The organism is Streptomyces jeddahensis, from assembly GCF_001642995.1.
In the GTDB taxonomy this organism is placed as follows: domain Bacteria; phylum Actinomycetota; class Actinomycetes; order Streptomycetales; family Streptomycetaceae; genus Streptomyces; species Streptomyces jeddahensis.
Window position 1 is genome coordinate 64,707 of record NZ_LOHS01000072.1, and the last position, 17,420, is coordinate 82,126.

14 protein-coding genes are annotated in these 17,420 nt (G+C 69.9%); 9 read left to right on the plus strand and 5 right to left on the minus strand.

Going from position 1 to position 17,420, the window contains the following annotated elements:
• Complete coding sequence (locus STSP_RS13770; protein WP_067276764.1) at nt 1–666, minus strand: alpha-ketoglutarate-dependent dioxygenase AlkB; 666 nt, start codon at nt 664–666, stop codon at nt 1–3.
• 237 nt (nt 667–903) lie between these two features.
• Between STSP_RS13770 and STSP_RS13775 the strand changes: the two genes are divergently transcribed.
• The 6 genes from STSP_RS13775 to STSP_RS13800 all read left to right on the plus strand — a co-directional run bounded on the left by STSP_RS13775 (nt 904) and on the right by STSP_RS13800 (nt 7,349).
• Nucleotides 904–2,115, plus strand: a complete 1,212-nt coding sequence (locus STSP_RS13775) for a pyridoxal phosphate-dependent aminotransferase (protein WP_067276767.1) — start codon at nt 904–906, stop codon at nt 2,113–2,115.
• A gap of 173 nt (nt 2,116–2,288) precedes the next feature.
• Nucleotides 2,289–2,738 carry an SCO4983 family protein gene (locus STSP_RS13780; protein WP_067276769.1) on the plus strand — a complete coding sequence of 150 codons (450 nt, stop codon included), beginning with the start codon at nt 2,289–2,291 and terminating at the stop codon, nt 2,736–2,738.
• A gap of 208 nt (nt 2,739–2,946) precedes the next feature.
• Nucleotides 2,947–4,038, plus strand: a complete 1,092-nt coding sequence (locus tag STSP_RS13785) for a substrate-binding domain-containing protein (RefSeq protein WP_067276772.1) — start codon at nt 2,947–2,949, stop codon at nt 4,036–4,038.
• Nucleotides 4,035–5,213, plus strand: coding sequence for a toxic anion resistance protein (locus STSP_RS13790; protein ID WP_067276774.1), 1,179 nt, complete (start codon nt 4,035–4,037; stop codon nt 5,211–5,213). The genes STSP_RS13785 and STSP_RS13790 overlap by 4 nt, the downstream gene beginning before the upstream one ends.
• The gene (locus STSP_RS13795) at nt 5,210–6,754 is read left to right on the plus strand and encodes a VWA domain-containing protein (RefSeq protein WP_067276776.1); all 1,545 of its coding nucleotides are present in this window, start codon (nt 5,210–5,212) and stop codon (nt 6,752–6,754) included. Before STSP_RS13790 ends, STSP_RS13795 begins: the two co-directional genes overlap by 4 nt.
• On the plus strand, nt 6,741–7,349 hold the full coding sequence (locus tag STSP_RS13800; protein WP_067276779.1) for a hypothetical protein: 609 nt from the start codon (nt 6,741–6,743) through the stop codon (nt 7,347–7,349). Before STSP_RS13795 ends, STSP_RS13800 begins: the two co-directional genes overlap by 14 nt.
• A 10-nt stretch (nt 7,350–7,359) precedes the next feature.
• Here the strand turns inward: STSP_RS13800 and STSP_RS13805 are convergent, their stop codons facing one another.
• Nucleotides 7,360–9,090 (minus strand): WD40 repeat domain-containing protein, encoded by a 1,731-nt coding sequence (locus STSP_RS13805; protein WP_078067152.1) that lies wholly within the window; start codon nt 9,088–9,090, stop codon nt 7,360–7,362.
• 267 nt (nt 9,091–9,357) lie between these two features.
• Nucleotides 9,358–11,190 carry a phosphoenolpyruvate carboxykinase (GTP) gene (locus STSP_RS13810; RefSeq protein ID WP_067276782.1) on the minus strand — a complete coding sequence of 611 codons (1,833 nt, stop codon included), beginning with the start codon at nt 11,188–11,190 and terminating at the stop codon, nt 9,358–9,360.
• 261 nt (nt 11,191–11,451) lie between these two features.
• Here STSP_RS13810 and trhA point away from each other — a divergent pair, with 261 nt between their 5' ends.
• The 3 genes from trhA to STSP_RS13825 all read left to right on the plus strand — a co-directional run bounded on the left by trhA (nt 11,452) and on the right by STSP_RS13825 (nt 13,771).
• A complete protein-coding gene (gene trhA, locus STSP_RS13815; protein WP_078067153.1) occupies nt 11,452–12,195 on the plus strand; it encodes a PAQR family membrane homeostasis protein TrhA in 744 nt (247 codons plus the stop codon).
• A 129-nt stretch (nt 12,196–12,324) separates the two neighbouring features.
• Nucleotides 12,325–12,945 (plus strand): TetR/AcrR family transcriptional regulator, encoded by a 621-nt coding sequence (locus STSP_RS13820; RefSeq protein ID WP_198547333.1) that lies wholly within the window; start codon nt 12,325–12,327, stop codon nt 12,943–12,945.
• A gap of 103 nt (nt 12,946–13,048) precedes the next feature.
• Complete coding sequence (locus STSP_RS13825; protein WP_067276787.1) at nt 13,049–13,771, plus strand: Mut7-C RNAse domain-containing protein; 723 nt, start codon at nt 13,049–13,051, stop codon at nt 13,769–13,771.
• 147 nt (nt 13,772–13,918) lie between these two features.
• Here STSP_RS13825 and STSP_RS13830 read toward each other — a convergent pair whose 3' ends face one another.
• Together STSP_RS13830 and STSP_RS13835 are read right to left on the minus strand one after the other, a co-directional pair.
• Entirely contained in the window at nt 13,919–15,955 is a 2,037-nt protein-coding gene (locus STSP_RS13830) for a thioredoxin domain-containing protein (protein ID WP_067276789.1), read from the minus strand.
• A 46-nt stretch (nt 15,956–16,001) separates the two neighbouring features.
• Nucleotides 16,002–17,324, minus strand: coding sequence for a recombinase family protein (locus STSP_RS13835; protein WP_078067154.1), 1,323 nt, complete (start codon nt 17,322–17,324; stop codon nt 16,002–16,004).
• Nucleotides 17,325–17,420: the final 96 nt, after the last annotated feature.

Here is a 17,420-nt window from a genome sequence, read left to right on the forward strand (position 1 = left end):
TCAGGCCACGCCCTGGGGCCGGAACTGGATGCTGATCCGCGGCCCCGTCGCATGCGTGCTCTTGGGCACGGCATGTTCCCAGGTGCGCTGGCAGGAACCGCCCATCACGATCAGATCGCCGTGGCCGAGCGACTGCCGTAGGGTCGCGCGGCCCGCACCGCCTCTGCCGGCTGCGCCCGCCGGGCGGCGCGGGCGCAGCAGCAGGTCGCGCGGTGTGCCCACGGACAGGATGGCCACCATGGTGTCCTCGCTGGCGCCGCGGCCGTGGCGGTCGCCGTGCCAGGCGACGCTGTCGCGGCCGTCGCGGTAGAGGCAGAGCCCCGCGGTGGCGAAGGGTTCGCCGAGTTCGGCGGCGTAGTGCGCGGAGAGGGCGTCCCGTGCCTCGTCCAGGACGGGGTGCGGGAGGGGGTCGTCGGTGCCGTAGAAGGCGAGCAGCCGCGGCACGTCCACCACCTGGTCGTACATCTGGCGGCGCTCGGCGCGCCAGGGCACCGCGTCGGCCAGGTGCTCGAACAGCGCGTCGGCCCCGTGCAGCCAGCCGGGCAGGAGATCGATCCAGGCTCCGTCGCCCAGCACGGTCCTGCGTACGCCGCTCAGTGGGCCGAGACGGATGTCGTCGGTCTGGTCGAACAGCGAGCCCTGGAGCCCCTGAAGGTGCGCGGACATGGGTCCAGCGTACCCACTGAACCGAACATGCGATCTATTTAGCGGGTGGTCGGCCCACTCACCTGGACCCCTTCGTCGCTCCCTGTTCGCGGCCGGGATTGTTGCCGGACATGGGCGGGGATTGGAGAGACTCCAGGGAAAGCTGATGCAATCGAGGGACATACCGCCCCCGCGCCCGTATCTCACGTGGCGGATAACACGGAGCGAATCCGGCTACACGCCCGTAAGCTCGCGGACATGCAGGTGATCCAGTCGACCAAGCTCGCCAACGTCTGTTACGAGATCCGGGGCCCGGTTCTCGAGGAGGCGATGCGGCTCGAGGCGGCAGGACACCGCATCCTCAAGCTGAACACCGGCAATCCGGCCGCGTTCGGCTTCGAGTGCCCGCCCGAGATCCTCGAGGACATGCTCCGCAACCTCTCCGGCGCCCATGGCTACGGAGACGCGAAGGGCCTGCTCGCGGCGCGCCGCGCGGTGATGATGCACTACCAGACGCTGGGCGTGGAGACGGACGTCGAGCACGTCTTCATCGGCAACGGCGTCTCCGAGCTCATCGTGATGGCCATGCAGGGCCTGCTCGACGACGGCGACGAGGTGCTGGTCCCGGCGCCGGACTATCCGCTGTGGACGGCCGCGGTCTCGCTGTCCGGCGGCACGGCGGTGCACTACCGCTGCGACGAGCAGTCCGACTGGATGCCGGACCTCGCCGACATCGAGCGCAAGGTGACCGACCGCACCAAGGCGCTCGTGATCATCAACCCGAACAACCCGACGGGCGCCGTATACAGCGAGGAGGTCCTGCGCGGCCTCACGGACATCGCCCGCCGCCACAACCTCCTCGTCTGCTCGGACGAGATCTACGACAAGATCCTCTACGACGACGCGACGCACAAGCCGACCGCGGCCGTCGCCCCGGACCTGCTGACCCTGACCTTCAACGGCATGTCGAAGGCGTACCGGGTGGCGGGCTACCGCGTCGGCTGGATGGCGATCTCCGGCCCCAGGGCGCACGCCGACTCGTACATCGAGGGCCTGACGATCCTCGCGAACATGCGGCTGTGCGCCAACATGCCGGGGCAGCACGGTGTGGTGGCGGCGCTCACCGGACGCCAGACGATCAACAACCTCGTCCTGCCGGGCGGCCGGCTGAAGGAGCAGCGCGACACGGCGTACGAGCTGCTGACGCAGATCCCGGGCGTGACCTGCGTGAAGCCGAAGGGGGCGCTGTATCTCTTCCCGCGCCTCGACCCCAAGGTCTTCAAGATCAAGGACGACCGGCAGATGGTGCTCGACCTGCTCCGCGCCGAGAAGATCATGGTCGTGCAGGGTACGGGCTTCAACTGGCCGGAGCCGGACCACTTCCGCGTGGTCACCCTGCCGTCGGTGACGGACCTGAAGGACGCGGTGGGACGCATCGGGAAGTTCCTGGACGGCTACAGCCAGCCCTGACCTGCCTCTGGCCCCTCACGCGCGCCCGCATCCTGCGAGGCCCCGGCGATCTTCGCCGGGGCCTCGCCTCGTTCACGGTGAGTAAAGCCTGTGCTCGATTTCGCGAACCGACTCAACTTTAGACTGAATCCAAGCTAGGATGGTTTCCTGTCAGAGCACAGGAGGCCATCCCCATGTACGAGCCGATCCGCACCAAGTCGGTCCACACGATGGCCGGCGCCGCCGAGGATTTCCCGCACCGCTCCCGCGAGGAGGAGCTGGACATCCAGCTCGCCGGTCATCTCGCGGCGCTGCTCGCCGTCACCGACGACCTGCGCGCGCTCTCCCCCGACACGGACCTGACGGACCTGGACGCCGCCGCCGAACAGCTTGCACAGGAGGTGGCCCGGCTGCGCGACGGAAAGGCGCCGGTGCGGGCGGCCGCAACGGCCACGGGTGACGACACTCCGGGCGACCGGCGCGACCCGCGCCTCGCGGCTCTGCACCAGCGCGCGCACGCCCTCGCGGGGCGCGCCCTGGTGGTGGCCGCGTCGCGTGCGGACACCGCCGCTGCGATTCTTGCGGCGCGCCGCATGGACGCGCACGCGGCAGCGCAGGAGGGCCGCCAGCTCGCGGCCTGCTGACCCGCACCGCGGGTCTCCATGACGGCCCCGGTCCGCGCGCACCACGGCGTGGCGCGGACCGGGCGCCACCAGTTGGCAGAGCACGGCGGAGGAGCCTGCTCCCCGGTCACGGAGCAGCCCGCTCCGGTTGCATACCGGGATCGGTTGGTCACTTCGGGTTCACCCGGATCGCCCTGGAACGTCGGGTTCCGGGAGCACGCTCCCCAGCGTGAGACGTATCGCAGGAATCGTCCTCGCGGTGCTGCTGATCGGCGGAGTTGTGGCAGCCGTCGTCGCGGGCCGGCACACAGAGGACCAGGGCACGGCAACGAAGACCGTGCGCGGAGTGATCGGGTCGGAGAAGGCGGAGTTCTTTGCCGATCCCGACGTGGTGAAGGCCCTTGCCGCACAGGGCTACACCGTCAAGACGGAGGCCTCCGGGTCCTGGGCCATGGAGGGCCTGGACCTGAAGGGCTACGACTTCGCCTTCCCGTCCAGCCAGGCACCCGCCGACGAGCTCGCCGACAAGTACACGGCGCAAAAGCCCCTGCCGCGGCCCTTCTACTCGCCCCTCGTCGTCGTGGCGCACCGGGGCGCCGCCGAGGTGCTGGCCGCGAACGGGCTCGCCACCCTCGGCGAGAAGAACCGCGGCACCCTCAAGATGGCCGCGTACCTCGACGCCGCCCGCCGCGACCGCACCTGGCAGCAGCTCAAGGGAGCCGAGCAGTACGGCGAACTGACCGGCACCCTCTACATCGCCACCACCGACCCGGAGACCTCCAACTCCGGTGCCCTGTACTTGGCCGCGGCCTCCTACGTGGCCAACGGCGGCAAGGTGGTGACGGGCGACGCCGACGTCGACCGCACCGCGCCCCTGCTGCGCAAGCTCGTCAGCGTCCAGGGCGCCCAGCAGTCCAGCACGGACGCGGCGTTCCGCGACTTCATCAGCGGCGTCGGCAACCCGCTGGTCCTCGTGTACGAGTCGCAGGTCGCCTCGCTGCTAGCCCAGGACCAGAGCGTCGACGACCTGACCGTCCTGTACCCGGACACCACGGTCAACAGCGACCACACGATCGTCCCGCTCACCGAAGAGGGCCGGGCACTCGGGGAACTGCTCAGCACCGACCCGCAGTTGCGAAAGCTCGCGGTACGACACGGCTTCCGGCCGCAGGGCGCGACCGCGGAGTTCACGGCGGCGACCGCCGACCACACCACGTATCTGATGCAGAAGCTCACCGTGCGGCAGGCGCCCGTGCCCGCGTCCGAGGTGCTGCACGACATGGCGCGCCGGGCGCGCGGACAGACGGGGGACCCTGCATGACCACCGAAGACAGCAGCACGTTCACGCTCACGCCGCCCGAGGCCGTCGCGCCCGTGCCGCGTGAGAAGGCCGGCGGGCTGGTGCCCGTCGAGGACTCCGTGCGGGCGGACATGGCGCAGAAGGCCGCCGCGTACGTCCAGGGGCTGGCGGCGCTCGATGCCCGCTCCCCCGAGTTCGCGGGCAAGGTCGGCGAGATCACGGCCCTCGGCGCGGGCGAGATGCGGACCGCGGCAGCGCAGTCCAACCGCATGCTGGAGCGCACCGTCCGCAGCCTCCCGTCCAAGGGCGGGGACGCCCAGTCGCAGGTCGCGGGCTCACTCGTCGAACTCCGGCGGGTCGTGGAGGACCTGGATCCGCGCGACCTGCCCGCGAGCAAGGGCCGCAAGTTCCTGTCCCGGCTGCCCGGCGGCAACAAGCTGCGCGACCACGTCGCCAAGTACGCCTCCGCGCAGGGCACGTTGAACAAGATCGTGGGGTCGCTGCGGGGCGGCCAGGACGAACTGCGCCGCGACAACGCCGCCCTGCAGACCGAGCGCGTCCGCCTGTGGGAGACCATGGGCAAGCTCCAGGAGTACGTCGTCCTCACCGAGGCCCTGGACACGGCGGTCGAGCAGCACATCGCCGGCGTCGAGGCGACCGACCCGGCAGGGGCCGACACCCTGCGCGCGGACGTGCTCTTCCCCGTCCGGCAGAAGCACCAGGACCTGCTGACGCAGCTCGCGGTGTGCGCACAGGGCTACCTGGCCATGGACGTCGTACGCCGCAACAACGAGGAACTCATCAAGGGCGTGGACCGGGCCGCCACCACCACGGTCTCCGCGCTGCGCATCTCCGTGATGCTCGCCTCCGCGCTCGACAACCAGCGCAAGGTCGTCGACCAGGTCAACGCCCTGCGCGGCACGACCGAGGACCTCATCCGCGGCAACGCGGAGATGCTCGCCACGCAGAGCGGCGAGATCCAGCGCATCGCCGCCGACCCGGCCGTGGGCGCGGAGACCCTGCGAGCCGCGTTTCAGCAGATCTACCGCACCCTGGACGCGATCGACACCTACAAGGTCCAGGCCACCGAGACCATGGCGGCCACCGTCGAGTCCCTCACCTCCGAACTCCAGCACGCCACCGCGTACCTGGAGCGCAGCCGCTCGCAGGGCGCGCTGGAAGGAGGGCTCGGATGAGACGGCGTACGGCGTTCGCGGTCGCTCTTACGGCAACTGCCGCTCTCCTGACCGCCTGCACGGCCGAGGAGCAGACCCCCGCCGAGAACAACGAGCCCATCCCCGGCACCCTCCGCATCCTCGCCTCCAGCGAACTCGCCGACATGAAGCCGGTGTGGGAGCAGGTCACCAAGGACACCGGCATCGAGCTCCGGCCCACCTACATGGGCACCCTCGACGCGATCGACCTGCTCGCGAAGGACCGTGCGAAGGGCTCCTACGACGCGGTCTGGCTCGCCTCGAACGACTACCTGCGGCTTCGCCCGGAGGCCGCCGAGCAGGTCGTCTCCGAGACGCCGGTCATGTCCAGCCCGGTCGCGATCGGCGTGAAGCCCGAGACCGTACGGGAGCTGGGCTGGAAGCCGGAGGACGTCACCTGGTCCGACATCGACGAGGCGGTGGCGGACGGGAAACTGACGTACGGCATGACCGACCCGTCCCGCTCCAACTCCGGTTTCTCGACGCTGGTCTCGGTGGCCTCGGCGCTGTCCGGCGCCCAGTCGGCGCTCACGGACGCGGACGTGGCGAAGGCGACCCCGAAGCTGAAGGAGTTCTTCAAGGGGCAGCAACTGACGTCGGGTTCGTCGGGGTGGCTGGCGCAGGCGTACGACCGGCGCGGCGACGTCGGCGCGCTGCTCAACTACGAGTCGGTGCTGAAGGCCCGTAAGGACCTGACCGTGATCCGGCCGCGCGACGGCGTGGTCACCGCCGACTACCCGCTCTCCTCACTCGCGTCGTCAAGCCAGGACGTCCGCGACGACGTCCGCCGGCTCACCGACGCACTGCGGACTCCGGAGATCCAGCGGTTGATCACCCAGCGCACCCTGCGCCGCCCGGTCGTCGCCTCCGTGCCGCCCGCGGCAGGGCTCGACACCGGCCGCCGCCGCGAACTGCCCTTCCCTGGCAACCGGTCGGTCGCCGACGGGCTCCTCGACGCGTACGAGAACAAGCTCCGCAGGCCCTCGCGGACCGTGTACGTCCTGGACACCTCGGGCTCGATGGAGGGCGACCGACTCGACGGGCTGAAGAAGGCGCTCACCGATCTGACCAGCGACTTCCGGGACCGCGAGGAGGTGACGCTCATGCCGTTCGGCTCCGAGGTCAAGAGCGTCCGCACCCATGTCGTCGAGCCCGAGGACCCGCAGAGCGGGCTCGACGCGATCCGCAAGGACACTCAGGGCCTCAGCGCCGACGGCGACACCGCGATCTACACATCACTGCAGAGGGCGTACGAGCGTCTGGGCGCGGACCGCGACACGTTCACGTCGATCGTCCTGATGACAGACGGCGAGAACACAGCGGGTGCGGGCCCGGACGACTTCGAGGACTTCTACGACGGGCTCACCCGGGCCCAGCGGGACATCCCCGTCTTCCCCATCCTCTTCGGCGACTCCGACAGGGCCGAGCTGGAGCACATCGCCGAGCTGACCGGCGGCCGCCTGTTCGACGCCCAGCAGGGCTCGCTCGACGGCGCCTTCGAGGAGATCCGTGGCTACCAGTAAGTTCCTCGGCTATCTCGAGTCCCGCAAGAACCTCACCGGCAGCGCCTGCGGGCTGGTGGGTGTGGTGCTGACCTTCACGGGCGTTGCGGGCCCGTACTGGCCCGTCGTCGTCGCGGGGCTGTACGGCGCGGGCGCCCTCATCGCCCCGCCGGAGCGGCCGCCGCTGCCGGACTTCCCGGACCCGTCCGCCCAGCTCGACGAGGTGCGCGGCGACTTCGGCACGCTGCTGGAGTACCTGCGCGGAGTCGAACTCCCGCCCGCCGCGTCCGGACGGCTCACCGAACTGACCGACCTCCTTGCGGCGCTGCTGGAGCCCGGCTGGGTCGCCGAGGTGCTGGCCCAGGACCCCGAAGGCGTGCACGCGCTCTCGCGGGCCGTGCGGCAGGACATCCCGGAGGCCGTCGACACCTTCGTCCGCACCCGGTGGTGGACTCGGCTGACACCCGGCCAGGAACCGCCGGAACGCCACCTGGAACGGCAGTTGACGCTGCTCCAGAAGGAGGCCGAGCGGCTGGCGGCGGGGCTGCGAGAGACGGAGGCCCGCCGCCAGGAGTCCCATACCCGGTATCTGGAGGAGCGGGGCGGGACTTACTGACCCGGCGGGGTCACCGCCTGACGTACACCGTCGCCGAGGCGGTGGACCCGCTGTGCAGGTCGTCGCCCGGCCAGCTGACCGTGTAGGTCACCTCGCGCCGGGCGCGCGGTATGTCGTTGATCGTGAAGGTGCCGTCCGCGGCGACGGTCACCGACGACAGGGTGCCGGTGCCGAGGCTGTCGGTCCGCTCGACCTTGAGCACCGCCCGGTCCGGCAGCGCCTTGCCCTGCGCGGTGAAGGTGCCGGTGATCTCGATGCCCGTGCTCATCGAGGCCTCCTCGGGGGCGGTGAGCGCGATCGAGGTGGGCGCCTTGCCGACGGACACCGTGGTGGTGACGTCCTCGGCGGGGCGGTGGGTCAGGTCGCCGAGGAAGGACACCGTGTAGGTGGCGTCGCCGACGAGGTCCGGCTCGTCGAGGACGGTGAAGGTGCCGTCGTCCTTGACGGTGAAGGTGCCCAGGTCATGGGTGCCGTTCGCGTCGGTGCGGGTCGCCTTGACCTTCAGGGGCTCGGCGGGCGCCGGGCCGTCCTGCTCCAGCTTGCCCCGCACGGCCAGCGGCTCGCCGGCGGTGGCCTGGGCGGGGCTGTGGGTGAGGCCGCCGGTGAAGCGGGCGTCGTACTGGACCGCCGGCGGCTGGATGATGTGCAGCCAGTACTGGCTGCCGGCCGTGTTGGTGGTCACCGCGAACAGCCGAGAGCCGTCCGCCGACCACTCCATGCCGCGCGGCACGACCTTGTCACCGTCGAGGCTGCCCTCGAAGACGAACTCCAGCGGCGCCGTCGCGTCCGTCGGGTCGGCCGGCTGCACCAGCAGGTCGGGAGTGGAGCCGGTGGCCGAGGCGCCGCGCGCGATGTACTTGCCGTCGCCGCTGAAGGCGACCGAGCTGGCGGTGGCTCCGGACGGCAGCGCCTGGTAGCCGGTGGCCGCGTCGGACAGGTCGTCGGCGTTCAGCAGCCGGGTGCCGTAGGCGGCGTCGGCGACGGCGACCTTGGCGCCGTCCGGGGAGAACGCCATGTCCTTGAAGTCCAGGGCGCCCTTGCCCTCGCTGTCGGCGAAGCGGCGGGCGGCATTGCGTACGAGGCTGTCGCCGCTGGTGTCGAAGACCGTGACGAAGGGGTTGGCCGCGTTCGCGTTGAGCGGCTGGCCCATGAGCATCCTGTTGCCGGGGCCGGCCTCCAGCTGGAGCTCGCCGGAGTCGTTCCAGCCGGTGCGGGTGAGGGCGCCGTTGACGACCCCGTCCACGTAGGTACTGGCGGTGGCGCACTGGCCGACGTACTGCGAGTACGGCGTCGTGAAGTACAACTGGCCGCCGGAGTAGGCGAGATCACGACCGCAGGTGTCGGTGCTCGCGTAGGAGACGTGGGTCTTCTGGAAGGTGGTGGTGTCGTACGACTCGATCCGGTCCCGCAGACCGGCGTAGACCTTGGCCCCGTCGGCGCTCAGCGCCAGACCCGAGACGTGGTAGGTCGTGGTGATCGTCGTGAGGCGTTCGCCCTGAAAGTTGTAGACGGCGATGATGCCGCTGTTACCGGAGTAGCTGGTGCTGCTGTCCGCGACGAAGACCCGTTCGTGGACGTTGTCGACGGCCAGCGCCGAGTACGACGAGATCGGCAACTTGACCACGGCGTCCGAGGCCGCCGCGTGCGCCGCGGGTGCGGCGGCGACAGTCAGGCCGGTCCCGGCGAGAGTGGCGGCGAGCAGCGTGGCCGCCAGACGTCTGGGACGGTGTGCAGTATTCAACTGTGCCCCCCACAGGCTGTGTTCAGCGCCCACTGGGATCAGTGATGCGCCTGCGATGAGTATGAAACAGCCGTGAAGATCCGGTACGCAAGGGGGACTTGAGTGAACAAAAGCAACGGCCCCGCACGCCGTTGTGCGGGGCCCTGCCGGTACGGGGTTGCCTCTTCCGAGCGTTCGTGCGGTCGGAGGAGGACCCCACCGCGGCCGGCCGTGGCGACATCGCGGGTCAGGGCAAGGTCAGGCCGGCCGCGGAGTTCAGGGGACTGCTCAGCCCAGGCGCTCCACCAGCGCCCGGTACTCGTCCCACAGCTCCTTGGGCGTGTGGTCGCCGAAGGTGTTCAGGTGCTCGGGGACCAGGGCTGCCTCCTCGCGCCAGACCTCCTTGTCGACCGTGAGGAGGAAGTCCAGGTCCTCGTCGGCCAGTTCCAGGCCCTTGGTGTCCAGGGCCTCCTTCGTCGGCAGGATGCCGATCGGCGTCTCGACGCCCTCGGCCTTGCCCTCGAGGCGCTCGACGATCCACTTCAGGACGCGGCTGTTCTCGCCGAAGCCCGGCCAGACGAACTTGCCTTCGTCGTTCTTGCGGAACCAGTTGACGTAGTAGATCTTCGGGAGCTTCGACTGGTCCTTGTCCTTGGCGACGTCGACCCAGTGCCCCATGTAGTCGCCCATGTTGTAGCCGCAGAACGGCAGCATCGCGAACGGGTCGCGGCGCAGCTCGCCGACCTTGCCCTCGGCGGCGGCGGTCTTCTCGGACGCGACGTTGGCGCCGAGGAACACGCCGTGGTTCCAGTCGAAGGACTCCGTCACCAGCGGGACCGCGGAGGCGCGGCGGCCGCCGAAGAGGATCGCCGAGATCGGCACGCCCTTCGGGTCCTCCCACTCGGGCGCGATGATCGGGCACTGCGAGGCCGGGACGGTGAAGCGGGCGTTCGGGTGGGCGGCCGGGGTCTCCGACTCCGGCGTCCAGTCGTTGCCCTTCCAGTCGGTGAGATGAGCCGGGGTCTCCTCGGTCATCCCCTCCCACCAGATGTCGTTGTCGTCCGTCAGCGCGACGTTCGTGAAGACCGAGTTGCCCCACAGCGTCTTCATCGCGTTGGCGTTGGTGTGCTCGCCGGTGCCGGGCGCGACACCGAAGAAGCCCGCCTCGGGGTTGATCGCGTAGAGCCGGCCGTCCTCGCCGAACCGCATCCAGGCGATGTCGTCGCCGATGGTCTCCACGGTCCAGCCGGAGATCGTCGGCTCCAGCATGGCCAGGTTGGTCTTGCCGCACGCGGACGGGAAGGCCGCCGCGACGTACTTGGACTCGCCCTGCGGCGGCGTGAGCTTGAGGATCAGCATGTGCTCGGCGAGCCAGCCCTCGTCACGCGCCATGACGGAGGCGATGCGCAGGGCGTAGCACTTCTTGCCGAGCAGCGCGTTGCCGCCGTAGCCGGAGCCGTACGACCAGATCTCGCGGCTCTCCGGGAAGTGCGAGATGTACTTGGTGGAGTTGCACGGCCACGGAACGTCCTGCTGGCCCGGCTCCAGCGGCGCGCCCAGGGTGTGGACGGCCTTCACGAAGAAGCCCTCGGAGCCGAGCTCGTCGAGGACCGGCTGGCCCATGCGCGTCATCGTGCGCATGGACACGGCGACGTACGCGGAGTCCGTGATCTCCACGCCGATCGCGGAGAGCGACGAACCGAGCGGGCCCATGCAGAACGGCACCACGTACATGGTCCGGCCGCGCATCGAACCGCGGAAGATACCGCCCTGGCCGTCCCGGCCGGTGAATATCTCACGCATCTCGGCCGGGGCTTTCCAGTGGTTCGTCGGGCCCGCGTCCTCCTCCTTCTCGGAGCAGATGAAGGTGCGGTCCTCGACCCGGGCGACATCGGTCGGGTCGGAAGCCGCGTAGTACGAGTTCGGGCGCTTGATCGGGTCGAGCTTCTTGAAGGTGCCCTTGGCGACGAGCTCCTCGCACAGTCGCTCGTACTCGGCCTCGGATCCGTCACACCAGACCACACTGTCCGGCTGAGTCAGTTCGGCGATCTCGTTGACCCACGAGACCAGTTCCTGATGGCGGGTGGGGACGGTGCTGGGAGCCGCGATGTCGCGCGCCACGGTTGCTCCTAGAAAGAGGGAATTTTGACTTGGTGCCCCGTGGGGGCTGCGACCCGGATGCTGTGCGCTTCGATCATTCGCGAATCCTTCGCTCGATCTTTCGCGCTCATCCGGTGCCGACCGCACTCATCTGATCATCCGCCGTATTCGCGCATCTGTCCAGACGGCCTCACACCTGAGCGGAGTGACCATCACCACTCTGTGCCCTTTTGTTCACCGGGAGGCATAGGTGACTTACGGCTCCGTAGGTACGATGCGGCAATGACTGCGCCTGCCGCCGACGCCACCGGGAGTTCAGCGGCCCCTGAAGGGGGGCCGGCACAGATCCCGCACCAGTCCTCTCAGTCGCCGCTCCAGGCGGCCCTGGCCCCGATGAAGCCGCACCTCCGCGGCTGGCTGCACGCCGGAATGTTCCCGGCCGTGCTCGTCGCGGGCCTGGTCCTCACCGCCCTCGCCGACTCCACCCGCGGCCGGATCGCCTGCGGCGTCTACGTCCTCACGGCGTGCCTGCTGTTCGGCGTCAGCGCCCTGTACCACCGCGGCAACTGGGGCCCCCGCGCGGACGGCATCCTGCGCAGACTGGACCACGCGAACATCTTCCTGATCATCGCGGGCACCTACACACCGCTGACCCTGCTGCTCCTGCCCGGCGGCAAGGGGCAGTGGCTGCTCTGGGGCATCTGGGCAGCGGCAGCAGCCGGCATCGTCTTCCGCGTCTTCTGGGTCGGCGCCCCGCGCTGGCTCTACACCCCCTGCTATCTCGCGATGGGCTGGGCCGCCGTCTTCTTCCTCCCCGACTTCATGCGCACGGGCGGGATCGCCGTCCTCGTCTGCGTGGTCGTGGGCGGTCTGCTCTACAGCGCGGGCGGCGTGATCTACGGCATCCAGCGCCCCAACCCGTCACCCCGGTGGTTCGGCTTCCACGAGGTCTTCCACTCCTTCACCCTCGCGGCGTTCGTCGTGCACTACGTCGGGATCTCCCTGGTGGCGTACCAGCACTCCTGACCGCGCCCGTACGCCCCGACCGCGGCCCGTACGCCCTGGCGGCGCCGCGTACGCCCGTACGGAACGTGAAGCAATCTCCACCCGAGAGTGACATGGACCACTGACAGTGAGTGGCCGACAATAAGCCGCATGACGGCCGCACGCATCACGTCCCCCGCCGAACGCCCGCAACTGGGCCTCCGTGAACGGAAGAAGATCAAGACCCGGGCGGCGATCCGCGAGGCGGCCTACCGGCTGATCAGCGAGCAGGGATACGACGCGACGACGATCGAGCAGATAGCCGACGCCGCCGAGGTGTCGCCGTCCACTGTCTTCCGGTACTTCCCGACCAAGGAGGACATCGTCCTCACGGACGAGTACGACCCGGTCCTCGAACAGGAGATGAGGGCCCGGCCCGAGGACGAGCCGCTGTTCGACTCCCTGCGCCACGTCCTGCGGAAGGTCGTCGGGTTCGGCTTCGAGGAGGAGCCCGCCGTGTCCCGGCTGCGGACGCGGCTGATGGTGGACGTGCCCGCCGTGCGGTCCCGGACGACGGAGAGCATGCAGGTCACCGGCCGCCTGCTGCGCCGGGCCATCGCCCGGCGCACCGGCCGCGACACCGGCGACCTCGAGGTACGCGTCCTCGCCACGGCGATCGTCGGCGCCCTGCTCGAGACCAGCCTCTACTGGGCCGAACACGACCACCAGGACGATCTGCCCGACCTCCTGGACCGGGCGCTGAGCACGCTCGAGGGCAGCCTGGTGCGCTGAGGGGCGGTCGTTGTGCGGTGAGGGCCAGGGGTTGGGCCACCAGGCCGCCGGGCCACCCGGGAAAGACAGGCAATGGCCCCGGATCACATGACATTCTGAGCGCGTGAACGGACCCGAGATCCAGGTGGACTTCGCCCCCGAGCTGGGCACATTCGTACCGGCCGGGCGGCGCGGACGCCCCACGCGGCTCGTCACCGACGGCGCCTCGACGCTCGGGCATGTCATCGAGTCGGCCGGTGTGCCACTGACCGAGGTGGGCGGCCTCGTCGTGGACGGCCGCGAGGTCACCGTCGCGCACATCCCCACGGCCGGGGAGTCCGTCGAGGTGCGCGCCGTCGAGCGCCCGCAGCAGGTGCCGGGCGCGCCCCTCCGCTTCCTGCTCGACGTCCATCTGGGCACGCTGGCCCGGCGGCTGCGGCTGCTCGGCGTCGACGCGGCGTACGACTCCGCGGACCCCGGGGACGCCGCGCTCGCCACCCAGTCCGCGGCCGAGCGCCGCGTGCTCCTCAGCCGCGACCGGGGGCTGCTGCGCCGCCGCGAGCTGTGGGCCGGCGCGTACGTCTACAGCGACCGCCCCGACGACCAGCTGCGCGACGTGCTGGGCCGCTTCGCCCCGGAGCTGCGCCCGTGGACCCGGTGCATCGCATGCAACGGCACCCTGCGCGACGCCCGCAAGGAAGAGGTCGCCACCCTTCTCCAGGGCGGCACCCAGCGGACGTACGACGTGTTCGCACAGTGCGTGGAATGCGACCGCGTGTACTGGCGGGGCGCCCACCACGACCGCCTGGACCGCATCGTGGGAAGCGCCGTAGCCGAGTTCGGCTGAGCGCGGTTTGTGGGCGGGCACCGTGGTTTGTGGGCAGGCTTCGTGGTTTGTGGGCAGGCTTCGTGGTTTGTGGGCAGGCGTTCCGCAGGGCGGAACGGGTGGGCACAAACCACCCACCGGGCCGCAGACGCCGCTACGACAGGGGCCCTAGGGGCCCACCGCGCCCACGGCCACCCGAAGCCGCTCCACATCCGTCGTCGGCGCATCACACGTGAAGTTCCGGCACACATACGCGGCCGGCCTCCCATCGACCAGCGGCCGCCCGCCAAGCAGCGGCATCTCGTCGTTGCCGGCCTCGCCAACAGCGACAACCGCCCCCGGCGCCGTACCCAGAAGCGCGGCCCGATGCAGCTTGCCCGTGGCCGGGTCGTCCACCGGCCCGACGACGGCGACCTCGCGCGGCCCGTCGAGCAGTGCCTCCGCCACGGCGAGCCCATGCCCGATGAACCGCGGCACCCGCGGCCCCAGCACCTTCACCACGCCCAACGCCCGCTCGGCAGCCGCACGATGCGGCTCGGACCCCGTCTGGGCCGCATAGGACAGCAGCGCCCCGGCAGCAGCCGTCCACCCCGACGGCGCCGCATTGTCCGTCGGGTCCTGCGGACGCCGGATCAGCCGCTCGGCGTCCGCTGCCGTGTCGTACAGCTCTCCGTTCTCGCCCGCGAACTGCACCAGCACGTGGTCCAGCAGGAACCCTGCGAACTCCAGCCACACGCCCTCGCCGGTCACGGACGCCAGAGCGAGGAACCCCTCGGCGACGTCCGCGTAGTCCTCGAGGACGCCCGCGTTGGACCCCACCCGGCCGTCCTTCGACGTACGGGCGAGCCGCGCGTGGTCATCCATGTGGAGGCGTACGAGCAGGTCGGCCGCCCCGATCGCGGCCTCGACGAGATCGGGCCGGTCGAAGTACGCGCCGGTCTCCGCGAGCGCGGCGATCGCGAGGCCGTTCCAGGCGGCGACCACCTTGTCGTCGCGGCCGGGCGCGGGGCGCTGCTCCCGCGCGGCGAACAGACGCGCACGCACGGAGCCGAGCCGAGCGGCATCCACCACACCCTCCCGCTGCGGAAGCTGGAGCACCGAGGCACCCTCCTCGAAGGTCCCCTCCTCGGTCACCCCGAAGTGAGCGGCCGCGAGCTCGGCGTCCTCATTCCCCAGCACCTCCCGCAGCTGCGCGGGCGTCCACGCGTAGTACGCCCCCTCGACATGCCGCCCTGTGCCGTCATCACTGTCGGCATCCAGCGCCGACGCAAACCCACCCTCGCTCGTCCGCAGCTCACGCACCATGAAGTCCGCGGTCTCCAGCGCCACGCGCCGCGCGAGATCCGACCCCGTGGCCCGCCACAGATGCGCGTACACACGGCACAGCAGCGCATTGTCATAGAGCATCTTCTCGAAGTGCGGGGTCACCCACGCACGGTCGACCGAGTAGCGCGCGAAGCCGCCGCCCAGCTGGTCGTAGATCCCGCCGCGCGCCATCCGCTCACAGGTGTCGGCGGCCATCTGCAGGGCACCCTCCGCACCCGTGCGGGCGTGGTGCCGCAGCAGGAACTCGATCACCATCGACGGCGGGAACTTCGGCGCGCCGCCGAACCCGCCATACGTCGGGTCGTACTCGCGCGTCAGCCCGAGCAGCGCCTGCACGAGCTCCTCCTCACCGGGCACCCCCGTGCCCCCGTACGGCAGCTCCCGACCCGCAAGATCCCGCACGATCTTCCCCGCGACCTCGGCGACCTCGTCGCGCCGCTCGGCCCAGGCCTGCTGCACGCCCTGCAGCACCTGCCGGAACGACGGCATGCCGTGCCGCGGCGCGGGCGGGAAATACGTCCCGAAATAGAAGGGCTCGGCATCCGGCGTGAGGAACACCGTCATGGGCCACCCACCCTGCCCAGTCGCCGCCTGCACGGCCTCCATGTACACGGCATCGACGTCGGGCCGCTCCTCACGATCGACCTTGACGCTCACGAAGTGCTCGTTCATGTACGAGGCGACGGCTTCGTCCCTGAAGCTTTCACGTTCAAGGACATGGCACCAATGGCAACTCGAATACCCGACGCTCAGGAGTACAGGCACACTCCGCTTGCGCGCCTCCTCGAACGCCTCGGCCGACCAGGGCCACCAGTCGACCGGATTGTCTGCGTGCTGGAGCAGGTACGGGGACGTCTCGTGGACCAGGCGATTCGGCATACCTCCATCCTGCCCGACACACCTCCCGCCCGGACGTCCCACGGCCTCACAGAGCCGGTCCGACCCCGGCCACACGGTCCGCCCAACGCCAGACCGGCTCCAGCCGGGAGTAATCCCAGGTGTGGTTGCCTTTCGCGCCGGGCCGGACGGTGAAACAGGTGAAGAGCGATACGATGATCTTTCGCTTCTCCTCGAGCTCCATGTGCCCCGACTGCCAGCGGTTCCGCATGGAATCGGGAAGCCTCACGCGCCCCTGAGTTTCAGGAAAGAGCAGCCTCTCTATGGCTGCGCCGGCCAGTGGCCCACTGATCGCACACCGCCCGCAGCGACCACAGGAGTAAACGTAAGGACTCTTCTTACTCCTGCCGCTCTGCGCACCCAGCTTGCTTTGGCAGACCGTGCCGTCGGAGCGCTCCGCTCCACACCGTAGAAAGCCGCTGCCGAGATGCTGGGGAGCCAAGGTTCTGTTCGTGAGTCTCGGAGCGCCGCTGCCGCGATGCATGTAGAGGCTGCCGGGCGAGAATGTGGCGCATACCGCCTGCCAGTGGTCCGGCGTGACTATGGGTTCCCACCGCCCGAGAACAGGCTGTCCGGTCGCCGAGTCGAGGAGGAGTGTCCCCCTGTTGGCGCGGTAGCCGCATACCCTCGGTGCGGTCATGATCTGTGTGACCGTTTGGGCGTTGGGCCTGCCACCCCGCGTGCCGGTTACACCGCGGTGATCCCAGTCCCGCGCAATGGCCCGGACCGCCATGCCTCCGAGGCGATCGTTGATCGCCTGCGCGACCAGCTGCGCCTCCACAGGGTGCAAGGCGATCCTGTCCTCGAGCCATCCGAAGGGACGCGGGCCGCTGTGCGGCAGACCATCGACAGCGCGCGCCCAGTGCCAGTCCTGCACGCGCTGACTCCTGACCTGTGTTTCCTCGACCGCGCTCTCCAGCGACCGCACGGCTTGCAGCAGCCCCTCCTTCGAGTAGGGATCTCGCACGCCTCGCGGATCCACGTGGATGCGGCCAGGACGGCTGGTCAGCGCCGCGATGTATCGGGCGAAGTCCTCTGCCCGGCGATACAACCTGTCGTCGGCGACACACACCACCCCTTGAAGCGGTGCACCGCTGATCGTGGATCCGCGGGCCAAGTCCCTGACAAGACGATCGAATCCCGGTCTCTCCACACCGTCCTTGGAGGCGCTGCGAGCGTTGTCGGTGTACGTCGCAACCACCGTGCAGCCGTACGCACACGCAGTCCGCTCGTTCAGCCGCAACTGATTGCGCACTCCATGCGCGTCGCGTTTGCGAGTGTCCTCCGACGTACGCGCATAGGAGGCGACTGGAATGAGTCCCGCCGCAGCAACAGTGGAAAGGTGGCCCATGAAACCCCCGTCGGCAATTCATCCGATGCTCGGATAAACGAGCGACACTCTGCCGGGTCACCGTTCTTCGCCACGGTGTCGGAGCTCTGCGGCCCG